The sequence below is a fragment of the Tautonia sociabilis genome, from assembly GCF_003977685.1.
Lineage (GTDB): Bacteria > Planctomycetota > Planctomycetia > Isosphaerales > Isosphaeraceae > Tautonia > Tautonia sociabilis.
Map to the genome: position 1 here is coordinate 176708 of NZ_RYZH01000001.1, position 22138 is coordinate 198845.

15 protein-coding genes are annotated in these 22138 nt (G+C 70.2%); 6 read left to right on the forward strand and 9 right to left on the reverse strand.

What is annotated here, in order from left to right:
• Positions 1–105: 105 nt before the first annotated feature.
• The gene (locus tag TsocGM_RS00745) at positions 106–3333 is read right to left on the reverse strand and encodes a serine/threonine-protein kinase (RefSeq protein ID WP_126723401.1); all 3228 of its coding nucleotides are present in this window, start codon (positions 3331–3333) and stop codon (positions 106–108) included.
• 1052 nt (positions 3334–4385) lie between these two features.
• Between TsocGM_RS00745 and TsocGM_RS00750 the strand changes: the two genes are divergently transcribed.
• On the forward strand, positions 4386–7649 hold the full coding sequence (locus tag TsocGM_RS00750) for a family 16 glycoside hydrolase (protein WP_126723402.1): 3264 nt from the start codon (positions 4386–4388) through the stop codon (positions 7647–7649).
• A 93-nt stretch (positions 7650–7742) separates the two neighbouring features.
• Here the strand turns inward: TsocGM_RS00750 and TsocGM_RS00755 are convergent, their stop codons facing one another.
• On the reverse strand, positions 7743–8387 hold the full coding sequence (locus TsocGM_RS00755; protein WP_126723403.1) for a 3-keto-disaccharide hydrolase: 645 nt from the start codon (positions 8385–8387) through the stop codon (positions 7743–7745).
• A 244-nt stretch (positions 8388–8631) separates the two neighbouring features.
• On the opposite strand from TsocGM_RS00755, the gene TsocGM_RS00760 reads away from it, so the two are divergent.
• Positions 8632–10884, forward strand: coding sequence for an acetylxylan esterase (locus TsocGM_RS00760; RefSeq protein ID WP_126723404.1), 2253 nt, complete (start codon positions 8632–8634; stop codon positions 10882–10884).
• Between the two features lie 55 nt (positions 10885–10939).
• On the opposite strand, the gene TsocGM_RS00765 is transcribed toward TsocGM_RS00760, so the two are convergent.
• The 5 genes from TsocGM_RS00765 to TsocGM_RS00785 all read right to left on the reverse strand — a co-directional run bounded on the left by TsocGM_RS00765 (position 10940) and on the right by TsocGM_RS00785 (position 16896).
• A complete protein-coding gene (locus tag TsocGM_RS00765; RefSeq protein WP_199756667.1) occupies positions 10940–11827 on the reverse strand; it encodes a glutaminyl-peptide cyclotransferase in 888 nt (295 codons plus the stop codon).
• Between the two features lie 3 nt (positions 11828–11830).
• Positions 11831–12391, reverse strand: a complete 561-nt coding sequence (locus TsocGM_RS00770; protein WP_126723405.1) for a GlcG/HbpS family heme-binding protein — start codon at positions 12389–12391, stop codon at positions 11831–11833.
• Between the two features lie 44 nt (positions 12392–12435).
• Entirely contained in the window at positions 12436–14565 is a 2130-nt protein-coding gene (locus TsocGM_RS00775) for a family 16 glycoside hydrolase (protein ID WP_126723406.1), read from the reverse strand.
• 334 nt (positions 14566–14899) lie between these two features.
• Positions 14900–15439: a ribosomal protein S18-alanine N-acetyltransferase gene (rimI, locus tag TsocGM_RS00780; RefSeq protein ID WP_126723407.1), complete on the reverse strand. Its 540-nt coding sequence runs from the start codon at positions 15437–15439 to the stop codon at positions 14900–14902.
• Positions 15440–15759: 320 nt separating this feature from the next.
• Entirely contained in the window at positions 15760–16896 is a 1137-nt protein-coding gene (locus TsocGM_RS00785; RefSeq protein ID WP_233578123.1) for a DUF1571 domain-containing protein, read from the reverse strand.
• Between the two features lie 430 nt (positions 16897–17326).
• Between TsocGM_RS00785 and TsocGM_RS00790 the strand changes: the two genes are divergently transcribed.
• A complete protein-coding gene (locus TsocGM_RS00790) occupies positions 17327–18022 on the forward strand; it encodes an MBL fold metallo-hydrolase (protein WP_126723409.1) in 696 nt (231 codons plus the stop codon).
• On the opposite strand, the gene TsocGM_RS00795 is transcribed toward TsocGM_RS00790, so the two are convergent.
• Complete coding sequence (locus tag TsocGM_RS00795) at positions 17983–18777, reverse strand: YqjF family protein (RefSeq protein WP_233578124.1); 795 nt, start codon at positions 18775–18777, stop codon at positions 17983–17985. The genes TsocGM_RS00790 and TsocGM_RS00795 overlap by 40 nt on opposite strands.
• Positions 18778–18891: 114 nt before the next feature.
• Between TsocGM_RS00795 and TsocGM_RS00800 the strand changes: the two genes are divergently transcribed.
• From TsocGM_RS00800 to csrA, 3 genes are all read left to right on the forward strand, one after another.
• Positions 18892–19593, forward strand: a complete 702-nt coding sequence (locus tag TsocGM_RS00800) for a metallophosphoesterase (protein WP_126723410.1) — start codon at positions 18892–18894, stop codon at positions 19591–19593.
• Positions 19594–19731: 138 nt separating this feature from the next.
• A complete protein-coding gene (gene aroE / locus TsocGM_RS00805; RefSeq protein WP_126723411.1) occupies positions 19732–20598 on the forward strand; it encodes a shikimate dehydrogenase in 867 nt (288 codons plus the stop codon).
• A gap of 262 nt (positions 20599–20860) precedes the next feature.
• The gene (gene csrA, locus TsocGM_RS00810; RefSeq protein ID WP_126723412.1) at positions 20861–21049 is read left to right on the forward strand and encodes a carbon storage regulator CsrA; all 189 of its coding nucleotides are present in this window, start codon (positions 20861–20863) and stop codon (positions 21047–21049) included.
• A 24-nt stretch (positions 21050–21073) separates the two neighbouring features.
• On the opposite strand, the gene TsocGM_RS00815 is transcribed toward csrA, so the two are convergent.
• Positions 21074–22000, reverse strand: coding sequence for a sugar phosphate isomerase/epimerase family protein (locus TsocGM_RS00815; RefSeq protein ID WP_126723413.1), 927 nt, complete (start codon positions 21998–22000; stop codon positions 21074–21076).
• Between the last annotated feature and the right edge of the window lie 138 nt (positions 22001–22138).

The window sequence follows — 22138 nt, forward strand, 5'->3', positions numbered from 1 at the left end:
CTCCCTCGATCCGATTTCGGGGTGTCGTCTCCCGGTCGCTGGCGACCGGCCGGGTCCCGGGCGCTTCGGGGGGGCGACGGCCGACCGGCGGTGATCGGACGGCTCTCACGTCCGGGGGGGCGCCGGCGGCGGGTTCGACGGGGCCGGCGGACGACGGATCGATCCTGGCAGGCCGAGGATCGGCTCCAGGAGGGGGTCGGCCTCGATCATCTCCCGGAAGGAGGCGCGGCGATCCGAGGGCATGGACCGGATCGCCCGATCCAGGTAGAGGGCCGCCCGTTTCGTGTAGGCGTCTCGGGCGGCCACGAACTGCCTCATCCGGGCCAGGCTCGGGTTTCCCTCGGCCCGGTACTGCTCCCCGAGGGCCTGCACGGCCAGGGCCAGGATCCGCACGGCGTTGTAGTCGAGCCGGGGGCCGGCCGGCCCGAGCGCCAGCGCCTTCTCGGCATCGGCGACCGCGTCCCGGACGGCGAGCTCGACGAGCCGACGGGAGTCGGGGACCTTCTCTTCGTCCGGCGGACTGGTCGCCTCCAGCGCCGAGAGCAGGGTGGCGAAGCCCCGGCCGACGAGGGCCTCGGGCTCGTCGGGATCGAGCCCGGCCGCCCGGTCGAAATCGCCGACGGCCAGCCGGACGGCCTTCGTCTCCACGAACAGCCAGCCCCGGGCGACGAGGGTCCTGGCGTCGGGGGCCATCTCCAGGGCGATGGTGTAGTCGGCGATCGCCCCCTCGGCGTCCCCGAGCTTGGACCGGAGCAGGCCCCGGACCTTGAAGATCTCCGCGTCCGCCGCACCGCCCCGGACGACCTCGTCGAGCGATTCGATCGCCTCCCGGTAGCGCCCGGAGGAATCCTCGGCCTCCGAGCCGACGAGCTTCACCAGCAAGACGGCTCGGAGGCGATGGGCCTCGGCCCGATCCGGCGCCAGGGACAGCGCACGGTCGATGGCCTCGAGCGCCGCCGAGAGGTCCCCCCGCTCCTGCTGGATGCGGCCGACGGTCAGCCAGTCGTCGGCGACCTCGACCGACGAGGCGTCGGGAGGCAGGAGACGGAGGGTCCGTTCGAGGTCGGCCAGGGCGCCGTCGAGGTCGCCTCCGCTCCGGCGCAGGTGGGAGCGACGCCGGTAGAGGATGGGCTGCCCCGGCTCAAGCGCGATGGCCCGGTCGATCTGGCGGAGGGCGCCGTCGAGGTCGCCCAGTTTCTCCAGGAGTGAGCACAGATTGACGAAGGCCGGGTAGCCCTCCGGCCGCAGGCGGATCGCCTCCTGGAGATCGGACTTCGCTTCCTCGTACCTCCCCTGATCGATCCGGAGCGTGCCCCGGGTGAGCAGCAAGTTGTACCTGGTCAGCTCGTCGGGCTTTCCCCCCTGGGGAGGGCCGTCGGCGATGAGGGTCGCGGCCTCTCCCAGGTCGGCCTCGGCCGCCGGGAGGTCGCCGCGGCCGTAATGGGAGACGCTGCGGAGCAGGTACAGCCAGGCGAAGCCCGGCCGCTGGGACAGGCAGAAGTTCAGGTGGGCCTCGGCGGCGTCCCAGCGCCGAAGCTTGATGAAGCTGGCCGCCAGGCCGTAGTGGGCCCAGAAGTGCTCGGGATCCAGGCGGATCGCCTGGCCGAGCAGCGCGATGGCCCCCTCGGGGTCCCGTTCCCAGACCTCCCCCTCGATGCCCAGCAGGAAGTAGTCGATCGCGGCGGTGGGCTCCAGCGACTCGGCCCTCGAGCGCTCGTCTCGGGCCTCGTCGAGGTCGCCGATCGCCTCCAGGTACTCGGCCCGGCGGCGGTGGAAGGATCGGGTCGACAGACCGAGGGACTGGGCGGCGTCGAGCGTTCGCAGGGCCTCCTCGGCCTGAGGGGAATCGGGCGGCCCTCCTCGAGGAGGATGGCCGACCCGGAACCTGCGGTCGGCCAGGATCAAGAGCAGCTCGTAGCATTGTGTCCGGACGCGGCCGCGCTCCTCCGGCCCCAGCGCATCCAGCTCCGAGGCCGCCAGGCCCCCCGACTCGACGGTAAGGCCGTAGAGCCCCAGCGCCCGAGCGATCAGCTCCTCCAGCGAGCCGTCCGGGGCGTCTCGACCCTCGGTGAACGCGAAGGTGCGGTAGAGGGCCTCATCGTGGAGTTCGGAGAACTCCTCGAGCTGACGGAGGGCCTCCCGGGACCGGCGGTCCTGCTCGGACTGCTCGGCCTTCTCGGCCAGGAGCCGCTCAACCCGGATGAGCCGAGCGGTGACTTCCTCGCCGAGCGGCCTCGACTCGGGGGAGGGCCCCATCATCGCCAAGGCCGCCGAGTACCAGGACTTCGCCTCCTCCCAGCGACGATCCGACCAGGCGGCTTCCCCCTTCAGGACGGCCTCCTGGATCTCGGCCTTGCGCCGCAACTGCTGATGCTGGTAGCGGACGTGTGAGGCGTACACCATCAGCAGGCTGAATAGAGCAACGGTGCTGGCGACGGCCAGCGCGGCGTAGGCCGGCCGGCGTCGCATCCACTTCAGGGCCCGGACACCAGGGCCGACCCGACGGGCCAGGATCGGCTCGCGGTCGAGGAAGCGGCGCAGGTCCTCGGCCAGGTCCTCGGCCCGGGAGTACCGCCGGTTCTGGTCCTTGCTCAGGCACTTCAGGCAGATCGTCTCCAGGTCTCGGGGCAGCCTGGGCCGCAGCCGGGCTGGGGGCACGGGCTCCTGCTCGATGACCTGGCGGAGCGTCTCGCCGATGGTGGAGCCCTTGAAGGGCGGCCGGCCGGTAAGCATCTCGTAGAGGATCGCCCCGAGCGCGTAGACGTCGGCCCGGGGGCCGATCTCCCGGGAGAGGCCCCGGGCCTGCTCCGGCGCCATGTAGCAGGGCGTTCCCTTGATCTCGCCGCTGAGGCTCAGGCGAGACGCGTCTCGGGTGAGCTTGGCCAGGCCGAAGTCGGTGATCCGGGGCGTGTCCGGGTCGACCAGCAGCACGTTGGCCGGCTTCAGGTCGCGGTGGACGATCCCCGCCTCGTGGGCCGCCTGGACCGCCCGGGCCAGGGTCAGGACCATCCGGGCCGACCGGTCGGGGGGCTGCGGATTGCCCGACAACTCCCGGGCCAGGCTGCCGCCCCCGATGTATTCCATCGAGATGAACGGGTCCCCCTCCACCTCGCCAATCTCGAAGATCTTGACGATGTTCGGGTGGTCGAGCGAGGCCATCGCCTCGGCTTCCTTGCAGAACATCGCGGCGGTCGTCCGGTCGGCCTGGAGGCCCGCGGGAAGCATCTTCAGTGCGACCAGTCGGTTCAGCTTCCGATGCCTCGCCTTGTAGACAATCCCCATCCCTCCCCGGCCCAGCTCGCCGAGGAGCTCGTGGTCGCCGATCTGCCGCATCCAGGAAGGGGCTCTGGCCTCCGTCCCCGGACCGGCACTCGAGCCCCTCTCGGAGAGATGGGTGACCGTCTCGTGATCGCTCGGGGGGCCGGCGGCCGACTCCGGCGCGATCGTCGAGACCGGCTCGACTCCCGGCTCGATCTCTTCGAGGGGCCTCGGTGCGGTCCTCCCCGATCGTGCCGGCGATCGTTCTCCCGGCGTCTCGACTCGAAACGCGATCGTTTCGACGTCTCCCTCAGGGAGGATCGTTTCCTCCGATCGGGCGCTGACCGGCCCGAGGGACGCGACGGCCCCGACTTCGGTTCGCAGGGTCGTCCAGCCATCGGGGGGGGAGGCCGAGTCGATGGTGGCCGAGGAGACCAGTTCGGGGGCCGGCCCGACGACCGGGGAGGAGGACCGCTCCCGAGCTCCCTCGGGGATCGACACCCTCGTCGAGGCCCCGAGACACTCCCTCACGTCCGCTCCCGATGGGTTCGTCCGCTCGGCCACGCTCGGACTCCGGCGTTCGCGTCGTCGGCAGTGCCCGCGATGGGGCCATCCCGGCTGACCACCCGTCGGCCGGAGGCCGGGCCGGCGGGCCAATCCTCCGTCGTCGTTCAGGCCGGGTCACTCCAAGGCTAGTTCACGTTCCGGGAGGGCCCTGGCGGTCTGGTGCCCCGACTTCGGGGGACGACCCGGACCAAATCGACCGCGAGCAAGTCCTCCGGATCGATCGGGCAGGGGGTTCCGGCCGCCTGAGCGACGGCGCTGGGATCGGATCGGTTGACTCGGCGATCCCCTCATCCGGGAACCCGGCCGGGACCCGGACCATGCAGGCGGGAGACTTCGGGGCGCTGACGCCTTGTGCCTCGGCAGAGTGCCGGGCACGATGGGGCGGAGGTCGTCGCGACCCGGGCGTGCGTCGCGAACGGCCGAGGTTGCCTGAGACGCTGACCATCCCCCTGGCCGACCCACCCCCGACGCCGATCCCGCCCCCGGCCGATCGTCGGGGAGAGTCCCGGCCGACCGTCTCGGCAGAGTCCCCTATCGATCGCCCGGGCGAGGTACGTACCATGCCAACAAGGTTCTCCAGGCTGGCCGCCCTGTTTGGGACGGCGGCCGCCGTGGCCCTCTTGCATTCCCTGACCGGCGCCTCCCCCCCTCCCCAGGAGGAGGGGGCCTTCGAGCCCATTTTCAACGGGCGGGACCTGACCGGCTGGGACGGGGATCCGGCGCTCTGGTCTGTCGAGGACGGGGCGATCACCGGCCGGACCTCCGCCGATGCGCCGCTCTCCTACAACAAGTTCCTGATCTACCGCGGCGAGCCGGTCCGCAACTTCGAGCTCCGCGCCAAGTTCCGCCTTATCGGCGAGAACAACTCGGGGATCCAGTACCGCAGCACGGAGCGGCCTGACGTCGGCGAGTACTCCGTCGCCGGCTACCAGGCTGACATCCACCCAAACCCCGATTATCTCGGAATGCTCTACGACGAGCGCGGCCGAGGCATCATCGCCCAGTCTGGCCAGCGGGTTGTCGTCACCCCGGAGGGGGAGAAGCGGGTCGAGGGCCGGGTCGAGGGGGAACGTCCGGCGGTCGACCTCGGCGAGTGGAACGAGTTGAGCATCGTCGCCCGGGGCCCCAGGCTGGTCCACCGAATCAACGGCCAGACCGTGGTCGAGGTGATCGACCGCCAGGAATCCGAGCGCGAGCTGGAAGGGCTGATCGCGCTCCAGGTTCACGCCGGCCCTCCGATGACGGTCCAGTTCAAGGACATCGAGCTCCGACGCCTCCCGGACGGCCCGGGTCGCGGCCGGGGCGAGGATGGACGGGCTCGCCAGGCCGACCCGAGCAAGGTCGTCCCGGCCTCGGCCGAAGGCCCGAGGGCGACCGACCCGGAGGCGCTGAAGGTCGCCGAGGGGTTCGAGGTCGAGCTGCTCTACTCGGTCCCCGGGCAGGAGCAAGGCTCCTGGGTCTCGATGGCGGTGGACCCGCAGGGCCGGCTGATCGTCTCGGATCAGTATGGCAAGCTTTACCGAGTCACCCCGCCTCCGATCGGCGAGCCAGGCGGGGTTGTGGTTGAGCCGATCGACGTGGAACTCGGCGAGGCCCAGGGGCTCCTCTGGGCCTTCGACAGCCTCTACGTGATGGTCAACCGGGGCGGGAAGTACGAGAGCGGCTTGTATCGCGTCCGGGACACCGACGGTGACGACATGCTCGACTCGGTCGAGCAGCTTCGCGCTCTCGAGGGCGGCGGCGAACACGGTCCGCATGCCATCGTCCCCAGCCCCGACGGCGACTCCCTCTTTGTCGTCTGTGGCAACGGAACCAGGCTCACCGAGTACGACGCGACCCGGGTGCCCCCGGTCTGGGGAGAGGACCAACTGCTGCCCCGCATGCCCGACGGCAACGGCTTCATGGCCAACGTGCTCGCCCCCGGCGGCTGCGTGTACCAGGTGAGCCCCGACGGGGAAACCTGGGAGCTGGTTTCGATCGGCTACCGCAACCCCTACGACCTCGCCTTCAACCGAGACGGCGAGCTGTTCACCTACGACGCCGATATGGAGTGGGATATCAACACGCCCTGGTATCGTCCCACCCGGATCAACCACGTCGTCAGCGGCTCCGACTACGGCTGGCGGAACGGCGCCGGCAAGTGGCCGACCTACTACCTCGACAGCCTCCCGGCGAGCGTCGACATCGGCCCCGGTTCTCCCACCGGCATCACCTTCGGCTACGGCGCGAGGTTCCCGGCGAGGTATCAGAACGCGTTGTTCATTTGCGACTGGAGCTACGGCAAGCTCTACGCCGTCCACCTCGAGCCCGACGGCGCCTCTTACACCGGCACCGCCGAGGAGTTCCTCACCGGCACGCCGCTGCCGTTGACCGACCTGGTCATCAACCCCGCCGACGGGGCGATGTACGTGACCGTCGGCGGCCGTCGGACCACCTCCGGGCTCTACCGGGTGACCTACACCGGCGACGAGCCGATCCGCCCCGAGGCGGACTCCGACGCCGGGGCCGAGCTTCGGGAGATCCGCCGCCGCCTGGAGGCCTATCACGGCCGGCGGGACTCGGCCGCCATCGACGCCATCTGGTCGTACCTCGGCCACGAGGACCGCTTCATTCGATACGCCGCCCGGGTCGCCCTGGAGTTCCAGAACGGCGAGTTCTGGCATGATCGCGCCGTGGTGGAGCCCGACCCTCAGGCCGCGATGAACGCCCTGCTCGCCCTGATCCGCGTCTCCAGCCCCGACCCGGAGCACCGCCGGCCGAACGACCCGCCGGTCGACCTGGAGCTGAAGGAGCGGATTCTCGACGCCCTCGACCGCGTCTCGGCGGCCTGGGAGGCGATGACGAACTCCCAGAAGCTTGACCTCCTGCGCGTGTATGCCGTCCTCTTCAACCGGATGGGTCCGCCCGACGACGAGGCCCGGGCCGAGCTGATCTCCCGGTTCGACGCCTCCTATCCCGCCCGATCGGTCGAGCTGAACGCCGAGCTGACCCGGCTGCTGGTCTACCTCCAGGCCCCGGAGGTCGCCTCGCAGGCGGTCGCCCTGCTGGAGCAGGCGCCGACCCAGGAGGAGCAGATCAACCTCGCCCAGATGCTCCGCGTCCTGAAGGCCGGCTGGACCCCCGAGCTTCGCGAGCGATACTTCCGCTGGTTCACCAAGGCCGCCAGCTACCGAGGGGGAAGCAGCTTCGGAAACTTCGTCCGGAATATCAAGAATGACGCGGTCGCCACGCTGACCGACGCCGAGCGGGCCGCCCTCCAGCCGATCCTGGAGGCCCAGCCCGATCCGAGCAGCACCATTCCGACCGTCCAGCGCCCCTTCGTTAAGGAATGGACGCTCGATGAGCTGATCCCTCGCCTCGAAGAGGGCCTCGCCCGGGGCCGGGACTACGACCGAGGCCGTCGCCTCTTCGCCGAGACGACCTGCTTCGCCTGCCACCGCTTTGCCGGTGAGGGCGGCGCCGTTGGCCCCGACCTGACCGGCGTGGCCGGCCGCTTCAGCCCGAGGGACCTGCTCGAGTCGATCGTCCACCCGAGCAAGGAGATCAGCGATCAGTACCAGGCGATCACCATCGCCACCACCGACGGCCGGATCGTCACCGGCCGGATCGTCAATCTCAACGGCGACAACCTGATGATCATGACCAACATGCTCGACCCGAACGGCCTGGAGCGTGTCGAGCGGTCGAAGATCGAGGAGTTGGCGCCGTCCCCCGTCTCCATGATGCCCGAGGGGCTGCTCAACACGATGGACGAGGACGAGATCCTCGACCTCCTCGCCTACCTGCTCTCCCGAGGAGACCGCGAGGCCGCGATGTTCGAGTGATCCTCCGGGCCATCGCTCCGCTCCCACACGGCGAGGGGCCGGTCGTCCCGGACGACCGGCCCCGTTTTGCTTGGCTCCTCCTCCGATCGCCGATCACTCGGCCAGCGGCGTGAGCACGATCTCCCGGAACTCGATGGGCACGCCCTCGGACTGGAGGCTGATGGCCCCCTCGGTCACGGTGCAATTGGTCGCCTCGTTGACGAGGTCGCCATTGACCGTCACGGTGATCGTGTCCCCCTTGCAGACGATCTCCATCTGGTTCCACTCACCAATCGGCTTCTCGGAGCCGTCGGTCAGGTTCAGGTGGCGGCGCCCCTTCTTGCGAGCCTCCTCGTTGGGCACGTCCAGATCGGTGCCGATCACCCAGAAGTCGCCGGCATCCCCGGAGAAGAGCTGCACCTCGATCGACTTCGGCCAGATGCCGATGGCGCCCGGCTCGCTGGTGTGGACCAGCACCCCGCTGTTGCCGCCGGAGCTTCCCTCAGGGAAGCGCCACTGGAGTGTCAGCTTGTAATCCTTGTAGTCGCGGTCGGTGCGGATGTAGCCGTTCGGCCGTCCTGAGCAGTAGAGCACACCGTCCTTGACGGTCCAGACGTCCTCGGCCTTGGCGTTCTCGTCCGCGAGAACCGCCGTCCAGCCGCTGAGGTCCTCGCCGTTGAAGAGCCGGATCGGCTCCTGCGCCGTCGCGGAGGCGGTGGAGCAGGCGACCAGGGCGGCGAACACGGATCGTCGGATCATCGATCGTCTCCCTTTGGATGATTGAGGTCCGGGGGCCGCGGAGGCCCGCCGCCCCGAGCGGAGGGGGGCGGGGCCCCGGATGCCATCGATCATAGCAGAGCGGCCGGGCCGCCGCGCCCACCGACGCCCGAGGGCCCCGGGCCGTGGCGATCGCCTCCCTCCGGTGCTAGACTCGGCCGATCCGGGGGGGGCGACGGCACCCGGATCACGCCAGCCCCCCGGCCCGATCGGGGAGCGAAGACCGATGAATCCGACCGACCTTCTGAGCCGGCGATCCGCCCTTCGGACCCTCTCCACCGCCCTCGTTGTCGGTGGGCTCCCGAGCCGGGGGCTGACGGCGGCCCCGGCCCGGGCCGACGACCCCCCTCGGCCGATCCCCCGCGTGCTCCCCGTCGGGGAGCTTCCGGACGATCGCCGCCTCGGGCCCCTCCGGGATCTCAACGGCTACTTCCCGTTCTCTCCCCCCGGATCGGCGGAGGAATGGGCCGAACGGGCCGAGCGGGTCCGGCGCCGGATCCTCGTCTCGGCGGGCCTCTGGCCGATGCCGACCCTCCCCGAGCTTGTCCCCGTCGTCCATGGCAAGGTTGATCGCGAGGGCTACTCGGTCGAGAAGGTCTACTTTGAGAGCTTCCCCGGCCTCTTCGTTACGGGGAACCTCTACCGCCCCGAGGGGAGGGACGGCCTCCTGCCCGGTGTGCTCTGCCCCCACGGCCACTGGCCGGACGGGCGCTTCCACGACCACGGCGAGGAGGCGATCCGTCGGGAACTGGAAACGGGGGCCGAGCGCTTCGAGATCGGCGGCCGGCACCCGGTCCAGGCCCGCTGCGTCCACCTCGCCCGGATGGGGTGCGCCGTCTTCCTGTACGACATGATTGGCTACGCCGACAGCGTGCCGATCACCGACGACGTCGCCCACCGCTTCGCGACGCAGCGGCCCGGGCTGGACCGACCCGACCGCTGGGGCCTCTTCAGCGCCCAGGCCGAGCTTCGGTTGCAGAACGTGCTGGGGCTGCAACTGCTCAATTCGATCCGGGCGCTCGACTTCCTCTCCGGCCTGCCCGACGTCGACCCCGATCGGATCGCCGTCACCGGATCGAGCGGAGGAGGAACCCAGACGTTCCTGCTCGCGGCCGTCGACCCGAGGCCGATCGCCGCCTTCCCCGCCGTGATGGTCTCGACCGCGATGCAGGGCGGCTGCACCTGCGAGAACGCGAGCTACCTCCGGATCGATACGGGGAACGTCGAGTTCGCCGCCCTCTTCGCGCCCAAGCCCCTCGGCATGACCGGCGCGAACGACTGGACCCGGGAGATCGAGACCAAGGGTCTGCCCGAGCTGAAGACCCTCTACGAGCGGCTCGGCGCCCCGGACGACGTCACCGCCCGCTACTTCGACTTCGGCCACAACTACAACGCCCCGAGCCGGGCGATGATGTATGCCTTCATGGCCCGAACCCTCGACCTCGGCCCTGACGCCCCGCTCGAGGAACAGGACTACGAGCCGCTCTCGGTCGCCGAGGCCACCGTCTGGGACTCCGGCCACCCGAAGCCGCCGAGCGACGAGGACGCCGAGGTCCGGCTCCTGGCCGCGCTCGACGCCGACTCCCAGGCGAAGCTTGACGCCCTTCGGCCCGTCGACGCCCAATCCCTCGCCGAGTTCCGCCGTGTGGTCGGCGGCGTGATCGAGACCATGGTCGGCCGTCCCCTTCCCGAGCCCGGCGACGTCTCCTACGACAAGAACGCCGAGGTCGATGCGGGAGACTCCCTCGTCACGACCGCCTTGCTCCGCTTCGAGCCCGCCGGCGAGGCCGTGCCGACCGTCTTCCTCTACCCGAAGAACTACGGCGGTCGGGTCGTCCTCTGGGTCGACCCGAGGGGCAAGTCGGCGCTCTTCGACGCGGACGGAGAGCCGATCGCTCCCGTGCGGCGGCTGATGAACCGGGGGGTCGCCGTCGTCGGCTTCGACCTGCTGTACCAGGGGGAATCGCTCGAGGACGGAATCCCCCTGGCCGAGAGCCGGTCGGTCGAGAACCCCCGGGAATTCCTCGGGTACACCGTCGGCTACAACCACCCGCTCTTCGCCCAGCGGGTGCACGACATCCTCTCGGTTCTGGGGTTCATCCGGCACCACGACTTCAGCCCGGCTCGCGTGGATCTGATCGCCCCCGCCGGCGCCGGGCGATGGGCGGCCGCGGCCGGCGCCGTCGCGGGCCGGGCGATCGACGCGATGGCGCTGGGGACCGGCGGCTTCCGCTTCGGAGCGATCACCGAGATCCGGGACCCCGATCTCTGGCCGGGGGCCGTGAAGTACGGCGACCTTCCGACCTTGCTCGCCCTCTGCGCACCGACTCCGCTCTGGATCGCCGGGGAAGGCCCGGAGCCCCCGGAGATCGTCCGGGCCTCCTACGACGCCTCCGGGGCCCCGACCCCCTCCTGCTTCCGAGGAGAGCCCGACCTGGAGGCGGACGCGGCGGTCACCTGGCTGCTCGGCCTGGGGTGATCCCCCGGGGGAGCAGTCATCTCAACCCGGCGGAGGACTCCCTCCGCCGGGCCGATCAGCGAACCGGCACGACCCGGATCTCGAACAGCTCCGACCAGTTCTTGCCCGTGACGAACAGGCGCTTGCTGGTCGGCTCGTAGGCGATGCCGTTGAGCACGGCGTTGCTGCCGATCGCCCGCCGGGGCCGGATGGTGCTCAGGTCAATCCAGCCGAGGATCCTCCCGTCCTTCGCCGAGATCCGGGCGATCGTGCTCGTGTTCCAGATGTTGGCCAGGATCTCGCCGTTGATGTATTCCAGCTCATTCAATTGATCGACGGGCTGGCCTTCGGGGGTCGACACCCGGATCGATCGGACCACCTTGAAGGTTTCCGGGTCGAGGAACCGGATGGTCGCCGTCCCGTCACTCATAATCAGGTTCGATTCGTCGTGGGTCAGGCCCCAGCCCTCCCCCTGGTACCGGAAGCGGCCGGTTGTCTCGAAGGTGGCCTTGTCGAAGATCAGGCCGAGCCGCTCCTGCCAGGTGAGCTGGATGATCCGGTCCTTCCAGACAGTGATCCCCTCGCCGAAGACGTCCCGGGGCAGGTCGACCTCCTGGAGCACGGCGCCGGTCTCGAGCTGGACCTTCCTCAGCCGGGATTTGCCGTACTGGCCGGTCCCCTCGAACAGCTCCCCCCCGGCGAACTCCAGCCCCTGGGTGAAGGCATCGATGTCGTGTGGGTACGCCTTGACGATCTCGGCCCGGTAGACCGGCACCCGTCGCGTCTGGGAGGCCGTCCAGGCGGCCCATCCCCCCCCGGCAACGATCAGCCCGACGAGCATCCCCGAGAGCGATCGGACGATCCGACGGGAGCGGGCCGTCCCTGCCCCGAGGGGAGTCGGTTCGGGTCGGGTCGCGTCGTCCATCGGGGAGGCGGGCTCCGGGGCCGGGATGGCGATGCTCATGGATCAGCGTCCGTTCGTGTCGGAGTCCTGGGAGTCGATCGAGGAGAGCAGCCGGGCGATGCCGGCCCTGGCGATCTCGGCGTCCTGCTCTCCCGTCGCTCCGCCAACGCCGACGCCGCCGATGATCTGGCCGTCCACGACCACCGGCACGCCGCCGGAGAGGGTCGTCACCTTCCCTCCCGAGGCCGAGGCGGTGAGCTGGAGGCTGAGGTTCAGCAGCGCGTCGGGAGCCTCGACGCCGGCCGGCACGGGCCCGGTCGGCTGTCGGAGGGTCGCGGCGGCGACGGCCTTGGTCATCGACGTGTAGGAACTGGCGGACCGGGCGCCGTCCATGCGGACGAAGGCGATGGGGTGGCCCCCCTCGTCCACCACGGTGATGTTGACCTTCAGGCCCATCTCCCGGGCCTTCTCCTGGGCCCCTTCAACGATCGCCTGGGCGCCGCCGAGCGTGAGCCGGATCGCCCCCCGCTCGATCAGAGGAGGGGGCTCCTGGCCGGTCGCGGGCCCTGCGGTCGAGAGGGATACCGTCAGCGCGGCCGAGATCGTCGCGAGTCGGGCGAGCATCGGAGTCCAGTCTCCCTGGTCGAGCGGTCGTCCGCCTCGGCGGATCACTCGACGACGCGGTGGTGCGAGAGCATCCAGTCGACCAGACCGGGCTCGGAATAGGCCCGGTCCCAGCTATTGTGGCCGACTCCTCGGTATTCGATGTAACGAACGGGTGCCCCTACCTCCCTCAGCGCCCGGACCATCGCCCGCATCCCCGACAGGATCCGGGCGCTGTCCCCATCGCCCACGAACCCCCAGACGGGGAGGGTTCGGATCGCCTCCGCTCGGTCCGGGTCCCCCGGGCCGCAGATCGGCACCAGCGCCGAGAATCGCTCCGGATGCGCCGAGCCGATCGACCAGGTTCCCATGCCTCCCATCGACAGGCCGGTCAGCACGACCCGGGTCGGGTCGACCGCGTAATCGGCCATCACCTCGTCCAGGGCGGCCAGGGCGCGGCGGGCGTCCTGGGAGTCGGCCGACCAGGTCTCTCGGGCCTGGGGGAAGACCGCGAGATACGGGTGCGCCGAGGGGTCGGCGGCGATGATCGGCCCGAGCCCGACCTGGCTCGGCAGGATTCCGTCATCCCCCCGCTCTCCGGAGCCGTGGAGGAAGAGCACGACCGGGAACCGGGTCTGGCCGTCGTATCCCTCGGGGACGAAGACCGAGTAGCGGTCCTCCGGTTCGGCCCCTCGCAGGGTGCGGAGGTGGAAGCCAGGGGTGGTGGGGTCGGCGTCGGAGACGGGACGGGGCAGCGTCTGGACCAGCAGGTCCTTGAAGCGGATCTCCATCGCCGGGCCGGCGTGCAACTGGACGGCCAGCCTGCCCGTCTCGGCGATCCCCGGCTCGGTTTCGGTGTAGGCGACCGAGGGGACGCCATTGAGGGTCAATCGGATGTCGTCCCCGATCGCTCGAATGACGTACTGGTTCCACCGATCCGGCCGGACGGCCTCCCGGGCCCGGTCGGAGGCCGGCTCGAGGACTCGGTTCCTCCGAGACTCGTCGTACAGGGCTCCCCAGTAATTCTCACCGATGTCCGCCTGGTAGCCGATCATCTCGGTCCCCGGCAGTCGCTCACTGCGGAACTGGATCCCGCTGTTCCCTTCGCCGTTGAGCAGGAGGAAGGAACATTTGAAGATGAAGTCCGAGAACCTCCCCTCGGTCGCCAGGAACTCGTTGTGATCGAGCCCCGGAGAGGAGCCGACGAGCATGCCGTCGCGGGCCGACCAGAGCGAGCGATCCCCCTCCCATCCCGAGAGGTCCTCGCCGTTGAAGACCGGTGTGAAGCCGGCCGACTCCACCACGGGGGGGAGCCCTTCGAGCAGGGCGGCCCAGCGGAGCAGGATGGTGGCCATGTAGGTCGCGCCGATGGTCGGGTCCTGGGCGTTGGGGGAGGGGGCGTAGCCGCCGCCGTCGCGACGGCACCGGGAGACGAAGCCGCGGAGGGCGTCGAGATCCGGGATGACTCGCAGCATGTAGGCGGCCCGCATGGTCCGGTAGCTGGCCGAGAGGTCGCTGTCTCCCTCGCCCGAGGCCCAGCCGCCGTCTTCTCGCTGGCCGGAGACGATCGCCTCGGCCACGGCGTCCTTGCGGTCGAACTCCACCCCCATGCGGAGCAGGGCGGCGGCGGTGCCCCCGGTGTCAAAGGCGACGCTCGGGCCGGAGCCCCAGGTGCCGTCGGGGTTGCGCTCGCCGAGGATCGTCGACGACCATTCGCTGAACTTCGGAGAGGTCGCCCCGACCGCTTCCATCCCGGCCACGGCGATCCGGATCTCGGGGAAGCTGCTCGCGTTCTCGGAGAGGTAGCCGATCGCCCGGGCGACCACCTCCGGGTCGGCGATCCGGAGCTCCCCCATCGCCATCAGGCCGGAGGCCGTCGTGCCGACGTCCGGCTCGCCGCCGGGGACCTGGGAGAAGCCTCCCGTCTCCGGGTCGAAGCAGGAACGGACGAAGTCGATGCAGCGCAGCGCGTCGGGGATCGACCCGCCGGTGTCGAGCAGCACCCGAATCGAAGCGGTCGTCGCGCCGAGCGCGGACGAGCCCCCCGGCTCCGCGGCGAAGCCCCCGTCCGGGTTTTGCCGATCGGCCGCGAACTGGGCCGTCTCCCGGCGCTGGGAGGCGTCGAGGGATCGCGCCCCCGCGGTGATCGGGAAGGAAAGGAGAATCGCGAACGCGACGACGACCGCTCGCCTCATGGGTAGGTCCTCGGGCTCGGCAGTTCGGGGGCTCGTCTGGTCGGCTTGCCCCGCGATCCCGGCCCGGGCGGGGAGCGTCCCTCGCCCCGGCCCGGCGATCGACCGAGCCCTCAGTCTGCCACCCCCGCCTCGTCTCGGCAAGCGGCCGGCGCCAGGGCGCCATCGCGTCCTCGCGATCGGTTCCGAGTTCGAGGGGGCCGCTCGCGGTCGATCGCAGCGGCCGGGGAGAGGCTTGTCCTGGGAACGACGATCGCCGCGCTGGAGAACCCAGAGGCGGGGGCTCCGGCGCGGCGATCGTCGAGCCGTCCTGGTCGGCGATCGGGCTTGGCTGGGATCAGCCTTCCAACTGGCGGGCGATGCGGTTGACCGGGGTGCCGTCGGCCGACTCGGCGGAGGAGAGCGTGGGCAGGACGTACTGGAGGACGTAGGCGTCTTCGCCGGTGTCCTCGTAGTACTCGCGGAGCACCTCGGTGGCGCGGAAGTCGAGGGCCCGGAAGTAGAGCTGGCCCGAGAGGTTGGTCTCCCGGATCGTCATCGAGATGCGCGTCCGCCGATGGCTGGAGAGCTTGCCGACGAGCTTGGCGACCATCTGGCGGCCGACGCCCATCCGGCGGAACTCTGGGGAGACAGCCAGGTTGAGCACCTGGAGCCGGGTCTTGTGCAGCTCGTAGATCATGAAGCCGACGACGCGCTCGCCGCACTCGGCGACCATCCCGATGCAATTCCGCTGGCGGAGCACCCGCAGGAACTCCTCCTCGCACCAGGGGAACTCGTAGCTGGCGTGCTCGATGGCCAGGACCTCGGGCATATCGCGGCGGATCATCCAGCGGATGTGCACGCGGACCTGGGCCTTGGCGGTCGGGACCGTGCTCATCGAGCCTCCCTCCGTGGACTATTTAAAGACGGCGGCACCCTCGGCATCCTGCCGGGGCCCGGCGTGGAGACGGTTGTTTCGGACCCGCGAACCGGGCCGCGTCGGGCGGGTCGGAGGTGACACCTGGCCGGGCCCGATGCCCCCGATCTTCGGCTCGGGTCCGGACACCACCGCCAAGGCGGGGCGGATTCTATCGGAGCCCCCCGGCCGTGCCAACCCCGCTTCCTCCGGCCCCGCCCCGGCGCCCAGCCGACGACTGGACCTGCCCGGGACCCACTGTCTTATCGGCCGGACCGGTGCCGATCCTGAGGCAACGGGCCTCAGAATCGGCCAAAGGAATAGGCTTTGTTAGACGGGTCGAAGTCGTGCTCCGACAGGCCGACGTTGAGCCGGAGGTCGGCGTAGGTGTATTCCTCCAGCAGCGGCGGGGCCTCCCCCGGCCGACGGGGCCAGTCGTAGGCCTCGAAGCGGATCGGGAGTCCGAGTTCCCGGTCGATGTAGACCCGAACCTCGTGGAAGACGAACCGCTTCTCGCGCCTCGGGTGGGTGCAGATGATCATCGTCGTGGGACGCTTATTCACGAGCACGCCGTCCCGGATCGTGACCTCGCTGTCCAGGGGGTTCATCTCCCGGTGCCAGCCCTCGATCAGCGTGTCGATCAGGAAGCCGATGCCCGCCTCGGTGATCGGGTGCCGGTTGCCGTCCATCGCCCGGCGGCTTCTCGGGTCGAGCCGTACCGTCCCGGCGAACAGCTTGCCGAACCCGACGTCGTGCACGATGGCCTTCCCGCCGTCCCGGCCGTGGACGTAGATTGCCTCTCGCCCCGCGTTCGGCTGCCGGAACTTGAAGTACACGCTCAAGGGGGTCGTCCGGGCCTTCATCGTCATCACCGCATACCCCGAGAGCCGGCCGTCGATCCGCTCTCGTTTGATGAAGGTGCAGGTGTAATCCCGGATCGTCTCATAGCGCCGCTTGCTCTCGGCGATCATCCCCTTGGCCCGTGCGATCGGATCGGCCTCCAGGGAGCCCGCTTCCGGCGCGGGGGGGGACTCTAGGGGCCGGACCAGGCGATCGGCCGGGGAGTTCGAGGCGAGCCTGCCCGGATCGGGCTCGGCGTCGTGATCGGCCGGGGCCTCGGGCGCGGGGGCCGGAGCTGGCGACGGCCCTTCGTCTGGCTTCGAGGACGGTGACTCGTCCGGGTCGGCCGAAGGCTCGGCGGTGGCCGTTGCCTCCTCGACCGGAGCCGGCGCGGTGCCCGAGAACGGATCGGGGTCCGCGCCGACTGAGGAGACCGGGATCGGCCCCGGATAGTCGATCGGAGGCGCCGCGGTCGAGTAAAAGGTCACGGGAGCCTCGGGAGCGGACCGGACGGTCTGGGCCTTGCCCCCGATTCCGGGAGCGGCGAGCACGATCACTAGGGCGGTCGCGATCCGACCACGCAGGAGGACTCGGTACATTTCCGGGACCAACACGGAGCGTGCCACAATCGGAGCCCTCTCAACCGGTCTCGATAGGGGTGCGGGACGCCTCGGATCGGGTTCGGGCGACCTCGTGGCCAGTCGAATCGCGAACCCGGACGGGGAACTCGCCTGGGAGGTCGCGAGAGAGGTGTGGCATCGGCTGTGGTCGCAGATAGAAGGACCATACCACGCAAACCCGGCGCCGAGAAAGGCCAGACCCGATCGCTTCACCGTGTTCCGCGTCTTTCGGATCCGGTCGGATCGGCCGTGCGAATCCTGAGGCCCCGAGGCGCTGCCGATCCCGGGACGATCGGGGACGAGTTCATCGCCCCCGGTCGACTTTTTCAACCGGGATCCCCCCGGCGTTACAATGGTGGCTCCCGGCCGATCGTCCCCCACGCACACCTCCCCGACGGAGATCGCATTCATGGGCACAGGGAGCACCCCCGCCGAGCCCGCACCCCTGATCGAACCCTTCCTCTCGGCTCCCTTCGACCAGTGGGCCTACGTCGTGCGCCGGCCGGGCCGGGAAGACGTGCTGGTGGTCGACCCGGGCTTCGAGGCCGACCACCTGCTCGACCACCTTCGGTCCCTCCGCCTTCGTCCGGCGGCGATTCTGAACACCCACGGCCATTGCGATCACATCGCCGGGAATCGAGCCCTCAAGGAGGCGTTCCCCGAGGCCCCGCTGGTGATCGGCCGGAACGAGGCCCGGATGCTGGAGGATCCGAGCGCGAACCTCAGTGCGCTGTTCGGCCCCCCCGTCTCCAGCCCTCCCGCCGACCTCCTGGTTGACGACGGCGATCGGCTGGATCTGGCCGGCGTCAGTCTGGAGGTCCGAGAGATCCCCGGGCACAGCCCGGGGTCGGTCGTCTTCGTGGCGACCGGAGAGCGGCCCCCGTTCGTCCTCGGGGGCGACGTCCTCTTCGCTGGGTCGGTCGGCCGGGTCGACTTCCCTGGAGGAGACGGCGGATTGCTCCTCTCGGGGATCCGCTCGAAGCTCCTCGACCTTCCCGATGAGACTCGCGTCTTCCCCGGTCACGGCCCGCCCACGACCATCGGCCAGGAACGGCGCCGGAATCCCTATGTCGGCGAAGGGAGCACGCTGGGCCGGCTCGACTGACCGACCGGCTCCAGCGGGAAGATCTCGACCGTCACCCCGGATGCGAAGTGGGCCAGCGGCGCCGCGTCCGGGAGGGAGATCCCCGAAGCGGCGACCAGATCCTCCTGGAGGTGGATCAGCTCGGCCCCCTGGACCGGGTACGGTCGGTGGTGGACCTGCCCGACCCGGAGCTGCCCACCGGCGGACACGTACATCAGATACCGCTCGACGAGGAAGTGCTCCAGCGAGCCCGGCTCGGCCTCCCGAGGGGACCCGATCGGCCGGTAGCCCACCGAGCAGCCAACCCCCTTCGGCCGGCCGAGCCGTCGCGATTCGTAGGAGATCGCTCCGCTCTCCCCGTCTCGGTCGAGCCGCATCGTCGCCCGGTGATAGGGCAGGTGCCAGAGTGATCGGGCGAGGGCGACCGCGACCGGGTTGGCCGCGTCGAGGCTGAAGAACCAGACGCCCGGGCCGCTTCCCCGATGATGGACATACGTACGGACATTCACCTCGAGGAAGTTCGAGAGCCAGGGCACGGCCGGGCACCCCTCGGGCCGGACCCCCGCCATGGCGAACGGCACGAGCCCGACATAGGAACGCCCGTCGAACGTGTCGACCTCCAGCCCGTCCGGCAGCAGGGGGGCGATCGCCTCGGCGGGCAGCGCCCAGTGCAGGAACAGGAGCGACGACCACGACTGCCGCATGACCGCCGGGCGATCCGGGCGCCGAGTCGGGGAGATGCGATCGATGTGCTCGGACGGGGATGGTAGGCTCATTCGTCCCTGGCAGCTCCACCAAGGGGGGCCCGACCCCGTGACGACCGGTCCGGAACCCTCCGAGATTGTGAGCCGATCACGCGTCCTCCGCAACCTCCCGAGGGCCTTCCGACCGTGGCCGTCTGGGCGATCAGCGACCTGCACCTGTCCTTCGCCCGGCCGGATCGCCGGGAGCGATACGCCTCGAGGTGGCGGGACCATGCGCAGGCTATCGAGGGGCACTGGCGAGCGATCGTCGGCCGAGGGGATCTCGTGCTCATCCCCGGCGACATCTCGTCGGCCAGGAACCATCGGGAACTCCAGGCCGACCTCGACTGGCTCGGCCGCCTGCCCGGCCTGAAGGTCCTGGCCCCGGGCAACCACGACTCCTGGTGGGGGAGGGTGGAGGCCATCCGGCCGATGCTCCGACGCTCCCAGCGGGCGGTCGATGGGGATGCGATCGTCGAGGCCGGCGCCGTGCTTTGCGGGGCCCGGGGTACCCCGGTCGTCTCCGAGGAGGAGGCGACCGACTCCGATCGGCTGGCGACTTCCCGAGCGCTGGAAACCGCGGAGGCCATGCTCTCGGCCGCCTCGGCGCTGAGGTCCCCGGGGATGCCGTTGTTGGTCCTCTGGCACCATCCCCCGTTCGACCAGCACGGCCGTCCCGGCCCCTGGGTTCCCCTTTTCGAGCGGGCGGGCGTGACCGCCTGCGTCTACGGCCACCTGCACGCCGAGTTGCAATGGTCACTGGCCGTCCAGGGGGTGGTCGGCGGCGTCCGATACCACTGCGTCGCCGCCGACGCGGTCGGGTTCCGGCCGCTCCGGATCGGGATCTGAGGAGCAGGATCCCCTCCCCGGGCGCGGCCCTTGCCGCCGGGCGGTTGGTGCGCGAAGATCAACGCCGAGACGACGACCGCCATCGGCAACGCGCCCTTGACGGTGCCGATCCCCCTCGATCCGACGGAACCCGATCCCGTGCCCGCGCAGCGATCCTTCCTCCAGGGACTCGTCGGCGTCTTCGGCTTCCCCGTGGCCGAAAACCCGACGCAGGCGATGATCGAGCCCGCCTTCGCCGACCTCGGCCTCGACTGGCGCTACCTGACCGTCGAGGTCCCCCCCGATCGGCTCCCCGACGCGGTCCGGGGGGCCCGGGCGATGGGGTGGCGGGGCTTCAACTGCACCATCCCGCACAAGGTAGCCGTGATCCCGATGCTCGACGCCCTTTCCCCGGCCGCCGAGGCCATCGGGGCCGTCAACTGCGTCGTGCTCCGGGACGGCCAGGCCATCGGGGAGAACACCGACGGCAAGGGGTTCCTCCAGTCGCTCTCCTCGGTTCGTCCCGTCGCAGGCAGCCGAGTGGTCATCCTCGGGGCCGGCGGGGCGGCCCGGGCGATCGGCATGGAGCTGGCCCTCTCGGGCGCCTCGGACCTGACGATCGTCAACCGGACGGCGCAGCGGGGGGCCGACCTCGCCTCCCGGATCCGGGAGCGATCGGGCGTTCCCTGTCAGTTCGTCCCCTGGGAGGGGAGGTACCGCGTCGGCCCCGAGGTCGACGTCCTGATCAACGCGACCTCGATCGGCCTGTTCTCCGACGTCGACGCCCTCCCCGCGGTCGACCTCGATGCCCTTCGCCCCGGCCTTCTCGTCTGCGACGTGATCCCCAATCCCCCCCGCACCCCGCTCCTCCGGGAGGCCGAGGCCCGAGGCTGCCGCACGCTCGACGGGCTCGGGATGCTGGTCAACCAGGGGGTCATCGGGATCCAACTCTGGACCGGCCTCGACCCCCGCCCCGAGGTGATGCGCGAGGCACTCCTCGACGTCTTCCAGCCCGATGATCGGTGAGCATCTCCTCCCGACTGAGAACTGCGCTTCCCGTTGTTTGTGAAGAGAATGGGAAACGGGTGGAGAAGTGCCAGGTCATCGTCAGTTATTCCTGCCCATTCCGGAAAAAAGCGAATCCGTTACCTCTCTGATTCCAAAGGGTTCCGTTCGATTCTGCGATCCGGATGGCGTGAAGGCATTCTTCTTGCATCTTCTCAGGCGTGCCGGATGAATCCGGACGTCGAGAGGACGCAAACCGAAGCGGAGCGACGGAGAGGGTGCCATGCTCGTGCTCAGCAGGAAGCTCGGTGAGAAGATCGTCATCGGCGAGAATATCGTGGTGACTGTGGTCAAGATCGACCGCAACCAGATCCGTATTGGTATCGAGGCGCCGCAGGACGTCCCGGTCTACCGGGAGGAGATCGCCCCGGCTCAGCCGACCACCCGGATCCGGGAGACCGTGCTTCGCTGATCTCGATCGATCGGTCGCCAGCATTCACTCCCGGGCCGATTGGCCCGATCTCCTGCCTGCACTGCCTCCCGCCGGCCAGATCGACCGGAGTGCCTCACCGGCCTCCTGGATGATCGCTCCGGGATCGGTCGCCTCGGACCTCGTCCCGGCGCCCCCGGCCACCGGTTCGGCGAAGACGGGTCCCGCGTAGCCCTCCTCGGCGAGGAGTTGAAGCAACCGGGAACAGGGGACCACCCCCCCGGGTCGGGGCAAGGTGCGCCGATCGTCTCTGAGGGCCTCCCTGGCAGGGTCGAGCTTCTCGGGCACCTCGCTCACGTGCACCGAGACGATCTCCCGCACTCCGGCGGCGAGGGCCTCCTCAACCGGCTCTCCCGCGGCGAAGAGGTGGAACGCGTCGACGATCAGTCCGACCGCCCGGCCTCGCTCCCGAAGCGCCTCCCGCAGGGGACCGAGCGCCCCGAGCCGATCGATGAACGGCAGGCCGCCCCCCGTCCGGAGGGACGGCACCCCGATCGCCTCGAGGCCGAGGCGTTGGCCGTGATCGGCCAGGATCGCCGCGATCGGGTCCAGCCGCTCGACGTGCCAGCAGAGCGCCGCTCCCGCGGGATCCGGACCGTGCAGTCGCCCCGGATCGAGGATCGCTGGGAGGACCCAGGTCCCTGAACGGTCCAGGCCGAGCCGAGAGGCGATGCGGGCGTACCGGGGAAGCGCCGCCAGGTCGCTCCGGAACCGCTCCTGGTCCCCTCGCCAGTCGACCGGCAGCGGCCAGGAGATCGGGGACAGGCCGAGGTCAGCCATTCGAGCGGCCAACTCGCTCGGGTCCTCCCCCCGTTCGGCCAGGTCCCGGACCAGGAGCTCGACCCCGTCGAACCCGGAGTGAGCGGCCTGCTCGATCGTCTCCCGGGCGTCGAGGCGCAGGCCGAGCATTCGAGGGCTGAGGCATCGCAGCATCGGTCGGTCCTTCCGTCCTCGGTGGAGAGGAGCCCGGGGAGCTTAGCGGACGGGGGGCGATCCGGTCCAGGGCGGAAGCGGCCGGAGGCGGTGCGGGCGGGCCGGGGCGTCCCTTGGCGCACCGGGCCTCAGCTAAGA